The 14,458-nt window shown below is 42.5% G+C and carries 13 protein-coding genes and 1 pseudogene; 8 read left to right on the forward strand and 6 right to left on the reverse strand.

Features of this window, described 5'->3' with window-relative positions; translation table 11 throughout:
* Window positions 1–47 precede the first annotated feature (47 nt).
* Window positions 48–1,397: a TrkH family potassium uptake protein gene (locus tag NCCP2331_RS10760; protein WP_251670635.1), complete on the forward strand. Its 1,350-nt coding sequence runs from the start codon at window positions 48–50 to the stop codon at window positions 1,395–1,397.
* Window positions 1,398–1,443: 46 nt separating this feature from the next.
* Here NCCP2331_RS10760 and NCCP2331_RS10765 read toward each other — a convergent pair whose 3' ends face one another.
* Complete coding sequence (locus NCCP2331_RS10765) at window positions 1,444–3,207, reverse strand: B12-binding domain-containing radical SAM protein (protein WP_251670590.1); 1,764 nt, start codon at window positions 3,205–3,207, stop codon at window positions 1,444–1,446.
* Window positions 3,208–3,405: 198 nt separating this feature from the next.
* Between NCCP2331_RS10765 and NCCP2331_RS10770 the strand changes: the two genes are divergently transcribed.
* A complete protein-coding gene (locus tag NCCP2331_RS10770) occupies window positions 3,406–4,812 on the forward strand; it encodes an ATP-binding protein (RefSeq protein WP_251670636.1) in 1,407 nt (468 codons plus the stop codon).
* 44 nt (window positions 4,813–4,856) lie between these two features.
* On the opposite strand, the gene NCCP2331_RS10775 is transcribed toward NCCP2331_RS10770, so the two are convergent.
* Window positions 4,857–5,510, reverse strand: a complete 654-nt coding sequence (locus NCCP2331_RS10775) for a hypothetical protein (protein WP_251670591.1) — start codon at window positions 5,508–5,510, stop codon at window positions 4,857–4,859.
* A 59-nt stretch (window positions 5,511–5,569) separates the two neighbouring features.
* A pseudogene (locus tag NCCP2331_RS10780) lies at window positions 5,570–5,752 on the reverse strand (YkvS family protein); the annotation flags it as partial.
* 962 nt (window positions 5,753–6,714) lie between these two features.
* On the opposite strand from NCCP2331_RS10780, the gene NCCP2331_RS18490 reads away from it, so the two are divergent.
* The 6 genes from NCCP2331_RS18490 to NCCP2331_RS10805 all read left to right on the forward strand — a co-directional run bounded on the left by NCCP2331_RS18490 (window position 6,715) and on the right by NCCP2331_RS10805 (window position 11,304).
* Window positions 6,715–6,888 (forward strand): aspartyl-phosphate phosphatase Spo0E family protein, encoded by a 174-nt coding sequence (locus NCCP2331_RS18490; protein ID WP_376776817.1) that lies wholly within the window; start codon window positions 6,715–6,717, stop codon window positions 6,886–6,888.
* 178 nt (window positions 6,889–7,066) lie between these two features.
* A complete protein-coding gene (locus NCCP2331_RS10785) occupies window positions 7,067–7,939 on the forward strand; it encodes an NAD(P)-dependent oxidoreductase (protein ID WP_376776818.1) in 873 nt (290 codons plus the stop codon).
* A gap of 102 nt (window positions 7,940–8,041) precedes the next feature.
* On the forward strand, window positions 8,042–8,272 hold the full coding sequence (locus NCCP2331_RS10790) for a hypothetical protein (RefSeq protein ID WP_153720577.1): 231 nt from the start codon (window positions 8,042–8,044) through the stop codon (window positions 8,270–8,272).
* A gap of 138 nt (window positions 8,273–8,410) precedes the next feature.
* Window positions 8,411–8,851, forward strand: a complete 441-nt coding sequence (gene cbpB, locus NCCP2331_RS10795; RefSeq protein ID WP_153720576.1) for a cyclic-di-AMP-binding protein CbpB — start codon at window positions 8,411–8,413, stop codon at window positions 8,849–8,851.
* A 139-nt stretch (window positions 8,852–8,990) separates the two neighbouring features.
* On the forward strand, window positions 8,991–10,430 hold the full coding sequence (locus NCCP2331_RS10800) for an MDR family MFS transporter (protein ID WP_251670638.1): 1,440 nt from the start codon (window positions 8,991–8,993) through the stop codon (window positions 10,428–10,430).
* Entirely contained in the window at window positions 10,417–11,304 is an 888-nt protein-coding gene (locus NCCP2331_RS10805; RefSeq protein ID WP_153720674.1) for a transcriptional regulator CcpC, read from the forward strand. The genes NCCP2331_RS10800 and NCCP2331_RS10805 overlap by 14 nt, the downstream gene beginning before the upstream one ends.
* A gap of 36 nt (window positions 11,305–11,340) precedes the next feature.
* Here NCCP2331_RS10805 and NCCP2331_RS10810 read toward each other — a convergent pair whose 3' ends face one another.
* The 3 genes from NCCP2331_RS10810 to NCCP2331_RS10820 form a co-directional block, all read right to left on the reverse strand.
* Window positions 11,341–12,531 (reverse strand): MFS transporter, encoded by a 1,191-nt coding sequence (locus NCCP2331_RS10810; RefSeq protein ID WP_153720574.1) that lies wholly within the window; start codon window positions 12,529–12,531, stop codon window positions 11,341–11,343.
* Window positions 12,532–13,312: 781 nt separating this feature from the next.
* Window positions 13,313–13,768 carry a TlpA family protein disulfide reductase gene (locus NCCP2331_RS10815; protein WP_251670595.1) on the reverse strand — a complete coding sequence of 152 codons (456 nt, stop codon included), beginning with the start codon at window positions 13,766–13,768 and terminating at the stop codon, window positions 13,313–13,315.
* An 81-nt stretch (window positions 13,769–13,849) separates the two neighbouring features.
* The gene (locus NCCP2331_RS10820; protein WP_153720572.1) at window positions 13,850–14,392 is read right to left on the reverse strand and encodes a peroxiredoxin; all 543 of its coding nucleotides are present in this window, start codon (window positions 14,390–14,392) and stop codon (window positions 13,850–13,852) included.
* Window positions 14,393–14,458 lie beyond the last annotated feature (66 nt).

The following is a 14,458-nucleotide window of genomic DNA, read 5'->3' on the forward strand; positions in this document are numbered from 1 at the left end:
ATAAAGTAGGAAAATGGAGTTTCCGTAATGAAAGGAATATGAAAAAGATGAGGCTTTCCAGGGAAGTTTTACATAAATTTACACCGGCACAAATCATTGTGTTCTATTATTTCTTAGCTATCGCTTCCTCGTTTCTGCTGTTGAATCTGCCTGGCGTTTATAAGCCGGGTGTAAAAGTTGCATTCATTGACAGCCTGTTTACTGCTGTGAGTGCCGTCAGTGTTACCGGGCTGACTCCAATCAGTATAGGGGAGACGTACTCTGTATTTGGCCTTTGCATGCTCATGCTCGTATTGCAGCTAGGCGGAATCGGCATCATGTCAATAGGCACATTCTTCTGGCTGCTGGTCAAAAAACGTATTGGCATGCGGGAACGTCAGCTGATTATGGTCGATACAAACCAGTATTCACTGCAAGGGCTCGTCCAGCTGATACGCCATATCATTCAGCTGATTGTTGCGATTGAGCTGGTCGGCGGAGCAATCTTGACATTATATATTTATCGTTTTTATGACTCCTTCAGTGATGCGCTATTGAACGGAATGTTCATGGCGGTATCCGCTACGACCAATGCCGGATTTGATATTACCGGTCAGTCGATGATGCTTTATAAAGATGATTATTTTGTCCAGCTGGTACTTATGGTTTTAATTGTGCTAGGGGCCATCGGATTCCCGGTGCTGATTGAAGTTAAAGCATTCTTTTCAAAAAAAGTGCCGCATTTCCGTTTTTCTCTTTTCACTAAAATCACAACCGCTACATTTGGTTTACTGCTGGTTTTCGGTACCCTGATGATTTGGCTTCTGGAGTCTTTTCATTCGTATAAAGGCATGAGCTGGCATCAGCAGCTGTTTACTTCTTTATTTCATTCCGTATCCGCACGTTCTGCGGGACTGGTCACATACGACGTGACGAATTTCAGTGAAGCAACAGACATATTTGTCAGCCTGCTGATGTTTATCGGTGCATCGCCGAGTTCGGTAGGCGGCGGAATCCGAACAACAACTTTTGCGATTGCCCTGCTGTTTCTTATTAACTTTGCCAGAGGGAATGACGTCATCCACATATTCAAGCGTCAAATTAAATTAATTGATGTATTCCGTTCATATGCGGTGATATTGGTTGCTTGTTTTATGGTAATGGCTGCGCTGTTGCTGCTTCTGTTGACTGAACCGGGCATACCGGTTGTCCCTTTGCTGTTTGAGATTACTTCCGCTTTCGGAACTTGCGGCATGTCGCTCGGTGTCACTTCCGAATTATCAGCCATAGGGAAGCTGATTATCATGGTATTGATGTTTATTGGACGGGTCGGCTTAATTTCATTTATCTACACTTTAGGCGGTAAAACGAATAAAACACCGTATCATTATCCTAAGGAACGTGTAATTATTGGGTGATACTTGAAAAAGCAGGATTGGGAGAATAACATCCCAATCCTGCTTTTTATGTGAATTGCTGTTGCAGTGATGCAAACGTCTTGTCAGACAAATGGAAATACCGTGCTTTCTGACCTGGTGTGTATTGTACAACCAGATAGCCGGGGATCGCTGAAACAGTGAAGTCTTCTTCTAACTTAGCAGCCGTTTGCGTGATGAATACTTGTTTTCGGATCGTTCGATCGGTATGGCCGAGTGATTCAAAATTCTCTCCCAAAATATGCGGAGAGCGGACAAGCAGCTGATTGATTTCATTCAATTGATCTTCTGCCAGCTCCGAATTCCACCAAATCTTTCTCGGCAGGAATTTCTGATGCAGTAAATAATCTATTTTCAGCAAACTGACTGCGATTTGTGTATCGACCTTCAGTACTTCTTTCAAAAAACGTTCCAGCCGGGTGAATAAATCTTCAAATTGATGACCGATCCGAGACCACCCCTGCTTTTCCCAAAATGCGCCAAACAGCTGAAAGAAGTCGAACGGTGTCTCGACCAATTCGGTGACAATATACTCCATCGAATGAATAAAACGACCTGAATTCCAATATTTCTCCAAAATATCTTCTGTTTGTTTGATTCGCAGCATATCATCAAAAGACAGTACATTGTTGGAGACAATTTCATAAGGAGCTGTGTCGATATAACGATAGCCGAATTCTTCTGCTTGAATGCGCAAGCCTGTTCCGCGTAAAAGCTTTAAAAAGCCAAGCTGAAGTTCTTCGGGACGCAATGCAAATACTTCATTGAACGTATCCCGGAATGAGCTATAATCCTCTTCGGGCAGTCCCGCTATCAAATCGAGATGCTGTGCGATTTTGCCGCCTTCTTTAACCATGGTGACAGTGCGTGAAAGCTTCGTGAAATTCTGACGTCTCTTTACAAGTTCATTTGTCAGATCATTTGTCGATTGAACTCCAATCTCAAACCGAAACAAACCAGGAGGTGCTTCTTGGTTAAGAAATTCGATCACTTCGGGACGCATGATATCTCCCGTAATTTCGAATTGGAATACGGTTCCAGGCAAATGTTCATCAATCAAGAACTGGAAGACTTCCATCGCGTAACTGCGGCTGATATTAAATGTGCGATCGACGAATTTGAAGGTCTTGACTCCGTTCTTCATTAAATAACGTATGTCATCCTTAATTGCTTCACGATTGAAATAACGCACGCCGACTTCTATGGAAGAAAGGCAGAATTGGCACGAGAAAGGACAGCCCCGGCTCGTCTCGATATACATGACGCGTGTAGACAGTTGGGGTAAGTCTTCTACGAAACGGAAAGGGGACGGCAATGTGCGCAAATCCAGTTTTGGACCGGGTGCAGTGATTTTCAACGTTTCATTTTCCCGATAAGCAATACCCTGCACGCTCGATAAATCTTTTTTTTCGTCAATCGCGGTTAAAAGATCTTTAAATGTCTGCTCTCCTTCGCCAATGACTATATAATCAATTTCTGGAGTCCGCTCAAGCCATTGGTCATAATCGTATGAGACTTCCGGTCCGCCGCAGACAATAATAGTTTCAGGTCTTGTAAGTTTCAGTAAGCGAATAACTTTCAGGGTTTCTTCTATATTCCATATATAAACACTAAATCCGACAACATCCGGTGAATGTTGATACAACTCAGAAACGATTGATAATGTCGGATCGTTTATCGTAAACTCAGCTAGAATGCATGAATACTCTGGCTCTGCATAAGCTTTTAAATAACGGATTGCGATATTTGTATGTATATACTTGGCATTTAGGGTGGATAAAACGATATTCATGGTAAAACTCCTTATTCCTTTGTAATAGTATAAATAGTAAATTAAAGGTGACTAAGTACCTATTTTTTGTATTTTGAATATGTGACATAATGTTACTTAACAGTTTATATTTCCAATTTTGAAAAACTTCTACTAGGAAACTTTACGACTTATCATCAGTAACGGTTAAGATCTGAACGAGGGGGTTGTAATTTGGTAATGCATTCAGTGGGTATCGATAAATTTCTGGAAAGTTCTCTTTATAAGATCATGATCAATAAACACGGCGACATTCTCGGCATGACTAATGCATTGAAAGGTTTGACGAATCAAGATAATGAGCCGAAACACATTTCAGATTTATTTGATGTTGACCTTCTTGAAAAAATTGAACTGCACCTGATGGATCGAGATTTTCAGCGCGGGCATCTCCAAAATGGATTAACCGGAAAGCTTCTTCTTAAGAAAAAAACTTTTGCATCTTGCTATATTATATACCAGCCGCAAAGCGAAAGGGCAATTATCACGATAAAAACTTCAGAGCAAAAAAGGGAATTTTTTAAAGTATATGAAAATGCTTTTCAGGAAGCAGATATTCCTATGGGTATCTTCAATGAATGGGGTTTATTTGTATCGGTCAACGATCGGTTTAAAAAACTGGATTTTTATCGTGATACAGGTTTACTGCATCTTAAAACTTTCCTTAAAGCACTTCATCATGAAAATGAATTTTGTATTGCGACCCATATACGCAATACACGTAAAAATGGTCTAACTCAATCGAGATGGGCATATCATGGCAAAAATCAAACCTGCTATTATAATATCACCACGCAATTAGATCAAGCGACAGATTTATTTGTCATAAAATTGATTGATGTGACCGAAGAGGAAAATTTATTAAGGTTATTGGCCCACTCAGACCAATTATCCACGACAGGTGAAATTGCAGCGAGCGTGGCACATGAAATTAGAAATCCTATGACAACTCTACAGGGATTTCTTCAGTTATTAGAGCATGAAGTAGAAGGAAATGCACAGAAATACGTCATGATCATTCAAGAGGAAGTTAAGCGAATGAATGATATTCTCAATGAAATGCTGAGTCTCTCGAAGCCTTCCACAGACGTAATGAGTCTGTTCTCCTTAGATTCGCTAGTCGATGAAGTACTGCTTTTATTGCGTCCAAAAGCCTTACTCGACCAAATTAATCTAGTGTATGAAAATTTTATCGAAGAACCATTGCTGATAAAAGGCAATCCAAACCGTATAAAGCAAATATTCGTCAATCTTATTAAGAACTCAATGGAAGCGATGGATTCCAGCGGTACGCTCACTGTGAACTTGTATGAAGGGGATGCCAAAACTGTGGATGTGATGATCGCTGACACGGGAACCGGCATGAGTCCGGAAATACTGGAAACTATTTTTTTACCATTCGTTACTTTGAAAGAAGGAGGGACCGGCTTAGGACTCCCTTTTGTTAAAAAGACAGTGAATGAATACGGAGGAAACATTTCTGTCAAGAGTGAGGTAGGCAAAGGTACAGAATTTCTCATATCTTTTCCGCGTGCCATTTTAGCATCTGAGAGCGAGATAGAAGACAAGATTGTATCCTTTTCCTGAACATATTATAAAAACCCGATCACCAGGTGATCGGGTTTTTACTATTACTTAATTGTAGAAGCCATTTTTCTGAACTTTTCAATTTGTTCATTGTTTTCTTCTGCATAAATAGTCACTCGAACTAACTTATCTTCACGTTCCATGACATAGCCTTCAAAATAACCTTCTCCAGACTCAGCTTTGGCTCCTTTAACGCTAAGGAAGCCTTCGCCTTTAAGAAGATCAGCTTCCTCTGTCAATTCTGTGATGTCTGTCCCGTCGCTGGACGCTTTTAAGAGTTCTTCCATGTTTTCATACCACTCATCAAAACTGAAAGCTTCTCCGCCCTTTTCAGACGTTTCAATACGCATGAATGTTGCGCTGTCTTCGTCAGAATACAAGCTGTCTCTTCCGGGTTCTTCACTTGTTAATGAATAACCGGGGATGACCATGATGGAATAATCCTGTTCATCGCTTTTTGTTTCGACTGCATCTTTAAGCAAGTCATCTTGTTCAGTACTGTCTGCCGCTGCATCTTTATCGACAGCAGCGTCAGTATCTTCCTCGATATCTGTCTCCGGCTCAGCTGCAGGTTCTTCTACAGGAGCCTTGTCGTTCGCATCTGTTTTTCCATTGTCATCAGCGTCGGAAGTCCCGCATGCTGCGAGAAGTAAAGATGCTGCCAATGAAGCGGAAATAATACCCCATTTGATGTTCATATTATGACACTCCTTTATTTACGATTCTACTAATTGGACGGAACAGCAGAGAGAAGGTTTCATTCCTTTGCGCTGTGTATGATCGTATAGCGTTTATGGTTGATTACAGTTTTCTCTTCCATCTCCAGCTCGTTGAAATCCTCCATGTATGTTAAATCCACAATAACGGAATTTTCATTGACCTTTTCTACAATTCCCTGTAATCCTTCTTTGAACTCAATAATATCTCCGACTTCTGCAATTGTCATCATGTAACTTCCTTTCTATCTTCGTGAATTACTCTCTATTAGTAGAGCAGTGAAAATTTTTCTTGAGAATTACTTTCTAGTTTGCCTGAAAACTTACAAAAGGTAAAGAGTTATCTACTAAAAGTTATGAGTCTGCCCTAAAAACTGTTTTTGACAGCTTATCCTGTGTCCATCACGAAAATCTTGCTGCTTTTTGCCAGGATGTGTATTTGCAGTTTAAACCCGCTTCGGCGCTGGGGGATTGCCTTACGCTATGAGCCTATTGGCGAAGAACATGCCACACTGCCTTAATTTCTGCAAAGAACGCAGAAATACGGCAAAGCGAACCCTACGCTGTTCGCTTAGCAACGGCCGACCCCGCAGTTGCGCCTTCGCTGGTGTGGTGGATGTATGTCATGCTGCTATTTTGCAGGGTATGAATTTAGTGGTGCGTTCTAGTTTCTCGACTTTGTAAACGCATTGATCACAAGGATCTAAGTTTTTGCAGAGTGCTAAGTATTGCATGAAACACCTTACCTATCGTAATAGCCTCAAATAGTATGCTCATACTGCCTACTTACACAAAAAATATTGAAAAACCAGCCAGTGTACCGAAGTGGAAGGCGGCGACTCGGGGAGGATCAGCCCGATAGGATGAGACAACTAAAGGGAGCGAAGCGACCAGTTGGCTCACCGAGGGCCCTCCCGAAAGCGTCCGCCTGGAACGCAGGGAAACGGTCTCTCTCCACATACCCGCCCTTTCCCCTGCATAGAAAACTTACTTGATTAGCATGCAACAGGAAGGAAACATCCCTGCTCCAAGGAAATATACTGTCAGGCACACGTTTAAGTAAAAAGCTAAAATTATTTAAATATAAAACGAAACTGTCGGAATATGTCGATAACTTTATAGCGCATTTCGTTCATGTTTTTAGTATAATGAAAAGTAATGCTACTTGTGATGGAAGGTGTAAGAGGTGGAGTGTAACTGTGAGCTTGAAATTGAACGTCTCAGAGCGCAGCTGTTGAAAGTTGCAGAAGATGAAGGCTTACACTCTGAGCGTACTGTGGTGCTGAGTCGGGAATTGGATTTACTGATTAATGAATTCGAAAAACACAAAGCAGAAAATGTTATAAAAAAAATTTTATGATTTAGGTTTATATAGATGCCAATCGGGGGATAATATAATCGAACACAGCAACATTCTCATTTCCCCCTTTTGTGGATCGATCATATAACTATGGTCGGTCCTCTTTTTTTGTTTGGTTCGTTGTAAAAATATTTCAACTTCGATACGATAGTACATAGAAACAGCAAAAAGGAGTGGTATGATGAAACAAGAAAAAATTGCGTTTATTGGAACCGGTGTCATGGGTGCCAGTATCGTAAAACATTTATTGAAAGCTTCTTATGACGTATCCATTTTTACGAGAACGAAATCTAAAGCAGATCCGCTTGTTAAATTAGGCGCGAAGTGGGCGGATACGGTGGGAGATGCTGTAAAGGGAGCAGATATCGTCTTTACGATGATCGGTATGCCGTCCGATGTGGAGGAAGTCTATTTTTCGGAGAATGGTATTTTTGCTAATGGCCACTCATCTCAAATTATCGTGGATATGACTACTTCCAGCCCTGATTTAGCTGTCAAGATCGCAGAAAAAGCTGAAGTGCTTCAAATGAAGTCACTCGACGCTCCGGTTTCCGGCGGCGACGTAGGAGCCCGCAACGGCACGCTGTCCATTATGTGCGGCGGGGAGAAGGCGCTTTTTGATCGTTTATTGCCTGTGTTATCTGTGTTCGGCAAGCAGATTGTCTATCAGGGAGCTGCGGGAGCGGGCCAGCATACAAAAATGTGCAATCAAATTATTGTGGCAGGAAATATGATCGGTGCCTGTGAATCATTGGCTTACGCGATGAAGTCGGGTTTAAACCCGGATACCATGCTGCAGTCAGTCATGTCCGGTGCAGCGGGCTCGTTCTGTTTATCTAATCTCGGTCCGCGTATTATAGAAGGAGATTATGAACCGGGATTTTTCGTAAAACATTTCGTTAAAGACTTAAATATTGCATTGCAGGAATCAGAAAGACTCAATTTGGACTTGCCGGGCCTGAAGCTGGCGCGCAAAACGTATTCAGAGCTGATAGAGCAGGGATATGGCGAAAAAGGCACCCAGGTTTTGATTAAACACTATATCGATTGATTTGAACGGCAGAAGTAAGAGCTGCTGCTAAAACTGATATCTTTACATAAATTTCAACATGCTGCACATCCTATTATCAATAATGATGAGGAGTGATCGAGCATGTTCGATATTTGGCTATGGCCCATGGTATTTGTCAGTGCCATCATGCTGGCGATTTGTTTAGCAGGACTCAGAAAATCAAGCCGTGCGCTGCAGCTGAGTGAAAGAGATCAAATTCCCAATGCTGCAGCAAACCATCCATTTACAATGAATCCGCTATTATGGATTATACTTGTCGCATCTGTCTTTACCTTCATTGTCATATTTTATTACTGGGCCTCTTTCTATTAACGAAAGAGGTTTTTTGTTTGTGGAAACTATCCTTCTTTTGAGGTTAAAAAAGGCTAATTGTGGTATGATGGAATGGATACAGGCAGACGAACTTTTAGACATTTTGTATTTGATGATGAACAGAAGGAGCGATTAGGTATGGTTTCTATAAATAATAAAGATTTTCTCTTTGCACCAATAGCCGATCAGATCATTTCTTCGGAAAAAGTTGCCCATGTACAAATCGGCAATAACGCAGAACACGCTCTTCTCGTTTTAACGAAGACAGGTTATTCTGCCATTCCTGTGCTGGACCATCAGTATCATTTAAAAGGTTTGCTCGGGATTGGTATGATAACAGATTCCATATTGGGGATGGAACGCATTGAATATGAACGGCTGGAAGATATTAAAGTGGATGAAATTATGGATACTTCACTTCCTACTATTCGTGTGACGGATCGGTTTCAGCGTGCTATGGATCTATTAATTAATCATCCGTTTCTTTGTGTGACAGAAGAAGACGGTACATTTGCGGGGATTTTAACAAGACGAGTGATTTTAAAAGAATTCAAGAAATATATTTATAGCTCTCAGTAAAAGAGAATTGCAGACTAGCAACAAATTTCAAGAGTAGATTTATACAAAAGGCTCCCTTACTGGAGTCTTTTTCTTATAGAAAGGAGTCAGAAGAGACTTGCAAAAAGAAACTAAAAAGCCGCTTGTAATTGCCGCCGTTATGCTTGCAATGTTTGTCAGTGCAGTGGAAGCGACCATCGTTACGACTGCGATGCCGACAATTGCTTCAGAACTTGGCGGCTTTTCGCGCTACAGCTGGATTTTTTCATCTTACTTGCTAATGAGCACGGTCACTGTCCTCATTTATGGAAAACTTGCGGATATTTTCGGCAGAAAACCTGTTTTCTTTATCGGATTGGCCATCTTTTTACTGGGTTCAGTCCTATGTGGCTTTGCAGTTTCAATGGAACAGCTTATTGTCTATCGTCTGATTCAAGGACTGGGTGCCGGAGCGGTTATGCCGATAGCGACAACAATCGTAGGCGATATTTACACAACAGAAGAACGCGCAAAAATCCAAGGCTATCTGTCAAGCGTGTGGGGGATTTCCGCAGTATCGGGCCCGGTCATCGGCGGATTGCTGGTCCAATACGTCAACTGGCAGTTTGTATTTTGGGTCAATGTGCCGCTTGGACTTCTGTCAATGGCAGGGATTTACCTGTTTCTGCATGAGCCGAAAAGGACTCAGAAAGCCTCCATCGATTATAAAGGTGCCTTTCTGTTAACTGCAGGATTATCTTCCATTCTGATCTGGCTTGTGGAAGGAGGTCAGGCTTTCGGCCGTCTGTCAGCCATCAGTTTATTGCTGCTGTCACTGTCAGCTGTTATGTTCTTTTTGTTTTTCAGTCAGGAAAAAAAGGCTGCAAATCCTTTGATTTCATTCAGTATATGGAAAAACCCTGTAATTCTGTATGCGAATCTGGTGTCTTTAACAACTGGTATTATTTTAATTGGAATTTCATCTTATCTTCCCACCTATGTTTCCGGAGTGATGGAGCAGCCGGCGATTATTGCCGGATTTACACTGACCACTATGTCGATCGGCTGGCCTTTAGCTTCTTCAATGGCCGGACATTTATTGTTGCGGTTCGGTCCGTTTCTAGTATCTTTTGCAGGCGGAATTTCATTAGTGATCGGTGCACTGATGTTCGTTTTCATGACTGCTGTTTTGGGGCCTGTCTGGGCAGCTTGTTCCAGTTTCTTTATCGGGGTCGGAATGGGTCTGACGAATACATCTTTCATCGTCACCATACAAGGAGCCGTGCCCCGCGAGCAGAGAGGTTCAGCAACAGCTGCAAATATGTTCATGAAAAACTTTGGCAATACAATCGGTGCATCTGTATTCGGTGCAATATTGAACGGCGCTCTGCTGTCATACTTCGCCTCTAATCAGCTGTCGAACACAATTGACGATGTCAATACGATGCTGACGAATGAAGGCCGTAAATCTATTCCGTCTCATGAGCTGGTGAGTTTGCAGGAAGGTCTGGCAAATTCTCTGCATTGGGTCTTCCTGGCAATATTCGTCTTCGCGCTGATCAGTCTTTTGCTGATTTTACGAATTCCAAGAGGAAAGGTGTATGAACATGTCAACAACTGAGCTTGATATTATAAAAGCGTTAGCGGAAGAAGGAAATATGCGCAAAGCTTCAGAACGTCTGCATTTATCGCAGCCTGCCTTGTCACAACGTCTGCAGACCATTGAAAAAGAGTGGGGAATGCTGCTGTTTATTCGCTCGCAGAAGGGGCTGGAACCTACGCCTGCGGGGGAGCATGTGATTGCGTATGCAAAAGAGTCCCTGGCAAAACGAGATGAAACTCTCGAGATGATCGCATCGCTTGAAGACAAAGTCCATGGAACGCTGAAAATTGCCTGTGCCTCGATTATTGGCCAGACGTGGCTGCCGCAGGTTCTGAAAGATTATGTGACATTATATCCGGATGCCAAAATTTCTTTGATGACCGGCTGGAGTTCTGAAATTTCCAAAGCTCTGTATGAAGGCGAGGCGCATATCGGTATTGTCAGAGGGCAGACAGATTGGAAAAGTAACCGGGTGTATTTATTCAGGGATCAGCTCTATTTGGTAGATCGGGAAATCTCAACAATTGACGAGCTAAAAGACACGGATCGGCATTTTATTCAATTTAAAAGTGATTCCAATTATTATATGGAAATTCAGCGCTGGTGGCATAAACATTTTAATCAAAATCCAAGCCGCCAGATTATTGTAGATCAGATTGAAACGTGTAAACAGCTTGCTTTGAATGGCGTTGGTTACGCGATCTTGCCTTCCATTACTCTTTCGGGAGATGAGCGGGTAAATCGTATTCCTTTGCTGAACAGTGAAGAAGAGTTTGAACTGACGAGAGATACTTGGCTGATCGGCTATAATTCCACTTTCGAATTAAAACAAGTAAATGCTTTTGTCGAGATCGTGCAGAAGTATGCAGAAATCTTGCGCAAGGAGCAATAAAAAAGGCTTTCCCGCTGAATAGGGGAAAGCTTTTTTTTATGTAGTACGGGCGGATTCAAGCAATGTTTTCTTCTGCTTTGCCCATGTTGAAGCTAATATAAAGCATAGCAGTAAAATAGTCGTCCCGACAATATACGGCGACCGTATATCCATGTCGAAAATATAGCCCGCTGTCGCCGGTCCGATCATATTGCCCAGACTCATATAGGCGTTCATCATGCCTGCAGCATAGCCTTGTTCCTTACCGGCCAGCTTTGATACGAGTGTATTAACCGCAGGGCGCAGCAGCGAAGTGGCAGTAGAGAATACTGTCGCAACGAATAGAATGGTAAAGAATGTATTGACGAATAAAATGCACAGCATAGCAGCGGCTGCGACCACGAGATTGATCAAAATAATTCGCATCTCGCCGAAGCGCCTGAACAGCCGGTCGATAACGAATGTCTGGATGATAACCCCCACAAATCCGCCCACTGTGATAATTACGGCAATTTGTGATGGTGTGTAACCGTACTTATGGTCCACATACAGTGAAATGGTCGACTGGAAGTTAGCCAATCCGAATGAAAAGACAAACATGACAATCAGCATAACAAAATAGGGAGTTTTTGTTGACCGTCGCATCTGCTGGAATAAGTTTTCATTTGTCGGTGTTCCTTGCAGTACGGGTTTTGGATTAGGCAGGAACAGTAAAGAAACAATGGCTGCGAAAATCGATGCGCCTGTAGCTGCATAGAAGGGAAATGATAGGCTGATATTTGACAGAAAGCCTCCGATTCCAGGTCCAATCATGAAACCTAAGGACATGGAAGCCCCGAGAAGACCCATTCCGCGTCCGCGCTTTTCGAGTGATGTAATATCGGCAACAAATGCCATGGTAGGTGGAATGATAAAGGCGGCGCCGAATCCCGAAAAGAAGCGGGAGACGTACAGCATCCAGAGCTCTGTTGATAAACTGAAGGCTAATTGAGAAAGTCCGTAAATAACTAAACCGATAACAATAATCTTTTTCCTGCCGATCTGATCGGAAAGATTACCTGAAATAGGCGACATAATGAACTGGGCGAATGAAAAGATCGCGATCAGCAATCCAAGAGCCTGTCCCGCTACGCCGAAGGTTCCTAAGTATTCCGGCATGATAGGAATGATGAGGCCGACGCCTGCCATTGCGATGAACATGTTGAACATTAAAATATAAAGGGCGAGATTATTTGAGTTTTGAGGCATATGTGTGCTCGCTTTCTGGAAACTTTTTCTCTATCGTATCATATAAAAAAAGCTAATACACTTGCTTAGACTTAAGCTGGCAGTAAAGTTTTTTTGATAGAATATTGGGTCTGTGCCAAAATTAGTTCTTGACAACTTGTCATGTATGTATTGCGAAAATCATGCTGCAGTTTAAACCCGCTTCGGCGCTGGAGGATTGCCTTACGCGATAAGCCTACTGGCGAAGGGCATGCCAGCAGTCTCATCGCAACGGCCGACCCCGCAGTTGCGCCTTCGCTGGTATGGAGAATGTATGACATGTTGCTTTTTTGCAGGGAGTGAATAGAGTTGGCCTGTTTTCGTTTCTCGACTTTGTAAACGCATTGATCAAAAGAATCTAAGCCTTTGCAGAATACTAAGTCTTGCATGAAACACCTTACCTATCGTAATAATCTCAGATATTATGCTCATACAACCTACTCATAAAGAAAGTATTGAAACACTAGCCAGTGTACCTTCGTTCCAGGCGGCGACTCCGGGAGGATCAGCCCGATAGGATGAGACAACTAAAGGGAGCGAAGCGACCAGTTGGCTCACCGAGGGCCCTCCGGAACGCGTCCGCCTGGAACGCAGGGAAACGGTATCCCCCCCATTTATCATCCTACCCTGCGCAATCATAGTCAAATCTCAAACTGCTCATGAAATAAACTGTCAAGTACATGTTTTGGCGAAGGACCGGAATACTCGAATTAAATCCAGCTAAATAAAAAACGGCCCCTTCTAAGAAGGAGCCGTTGAGAAATTAATCTTCTTTTTTCATTTCGTCCAGTACACGATTGACGCGTTTTTCCAGCATCTTCATGCCGCTGCCGCCTGCTTGGAAATGGCGAAGCTGGCCGTCTTTATCGAATACGTAGTACGCAGGGACATACTGATTTTCGAATGCATCGTTCAGTTTTAGTTCGCTGTCTACGAAGATTGGCTGAATGATGTCGTGTTCAGCAGCAACTTCCTTGATTTGCTCAAGATCCACATCATCTTCTGAACGCGGCATATGTACAGCTACTACGTTCAACTCTTCTTTATATTTATCTCTGAAGCTGTTGACGTCTGGCATTGCTTCTTTACAAAGATGGCAGCTGACAGACCAGAAATGAATCAGTGTCGGTTTTTCACCAACCAATTCAGATTTAGAAGTTTCGCCGTTTAACCAAGCGGTTGCACCATCAAGTTCAGGCATTGGTGTACGTAATTTCATCAAGAGTTCCTCCTAGCAAACTATAGTAGTTGTCAAAAAATCCCCACGATTGATGTAATACGTGGGGACGCTTGTACAAAATTAAAGTGTTTTTTCACCCGGGCGCCAGTTTGCAGGGCATAGGCCGCCGGTTTGCAATGCTTGAAGAACACGAAGAGTCTCGTCCACGTCACGCCCGATATTATTATGGAAAACTGTCTGATACTGAAGTTCTCCTTCAGGGTTAATGATGTAAAGGCCGCGCAATGCGATACCTTCTTCTTCGATTAATACGCCATAATCACGTGATACTGTGTGGTTCGTATCTGCTGCTAATGGGTATTTAAGTTGTTCAAGACCATTTTCCTTGCGATCTGTATTGATCCAAGCAAGGTGAGTATGGATTGTATCAGTAGAAACACCGATTACTTCTGCATCTAAGTCTTCAAACTCGTCATAGCGGTCAGACATCGCAGTGATTTCTGTCGGACATACGAATGTGAAATCCATTGGATAGAAGAAAAGTACAGTCCATTTGTCATTTTTAATGTTGTCCTGCAAACTTACTTTACCAAAAGATTTGTCAGCCAATACTGCTTCCATTGTGAAATCTGGAGCTTGTTTACCTACCATGCGTTCAGCCATAATATAAATCCCTCCAATTATCTTTTGTGCAGAATCATATCTGAGCTGCACAATTCTTATATAGAA

Source organism: Sporosarcina sp. NCCP-2331 (assembly GCF_023707945.1).
In the GTDB taxonomy this organism is placed as follows: Bacteria; Bacillota; Bacilli; order Bacillales_A; family Planococcaceae; genus Sporosarcina; species Sporosarcina cascadiensis.

Coding starts and splice junctions, on each gene's coding strand:
- NCCP2331_RS10775 (WP_251670591.1), bottom strand. CDS start 5,510: ATGAACATCAAATGGGGTATTATTTCCGCTTCATTGGCAGCATCTTTA.
- NCCP2331_RS10760 (WP_251670635.1), top strand. CDS start 48: ATGAGGCTTTCCAGGGAAGTTTTACATAAATTTACACCGGCACAAATC.
- NCCP2331_RS10800 (WP_251670638.1), top strand. CDS start 8,991: ATGCTTGCAATGTTTGTCAGTGCAGTGGAAGCGACCATCGTTACGACT.
- NCCP2331_RS10815 (WP_251670595.1), bottom strand. CDS start 13,768: ATGAAATTACGTACACCAATGCCTGAACTTGATGGTGCAACCGCTTGG.
- cbpB (WP_153720576.1), top strand. CDS start 8,411: ATGGTTTCTATAAATAATAAAGATTTTCTCTTTGCACCAATAGCCGAT.
- NCCP2331_RS10785 (WP_376776818.1), top strand. CDS start 7,067: ATGATGAAACAAGAAAAAATTGCGTTTATTGGAACCGGTGTCATGGGT.
- NCCP2331_RS10790 (WP_153720577.1), top strand. CDS start 8,042: ATGTTCGATATTTGGCTATGGCCCATGGTATTTGTCAGTGCCATCATG.
- NCCP2331_RS10805 (WP_153720674.1), top strand. CDS start 10,417: ATGTCAACAACTGAGCTTGATATTATAAAAGCGTTAGCGGAAGAAGGA.
- NCCP2331_RS10770 (WP_251670636.1), top strand. CDS start 3,406: ATGCATTCAGTGGGTATCGATAAATTTCTGGAAAGTTCTCTTTATAAG.
- NCCP2331_RS10820 (WP_153720572.1), bottom strand. CDS start 14,392: ATGGCTGAACGCATGGTAGGTAAACAAGCTCCAGATTTCACAATGGAA.
- NCCP2331_RS10765 (WP_251670590.1), bottom strand. CDS start 3,207: ATGAATATCGTTTTATCCACCCTAAATGCCAAGTATATACATACAAAT.
- NCCP2331_RS10810 (WP_153720574.1), bottom strand. CDS start 12,531: ATGCCTCAAAACTCAAATAATCTCGCCCTTTATATTTTAATGTTCAAC.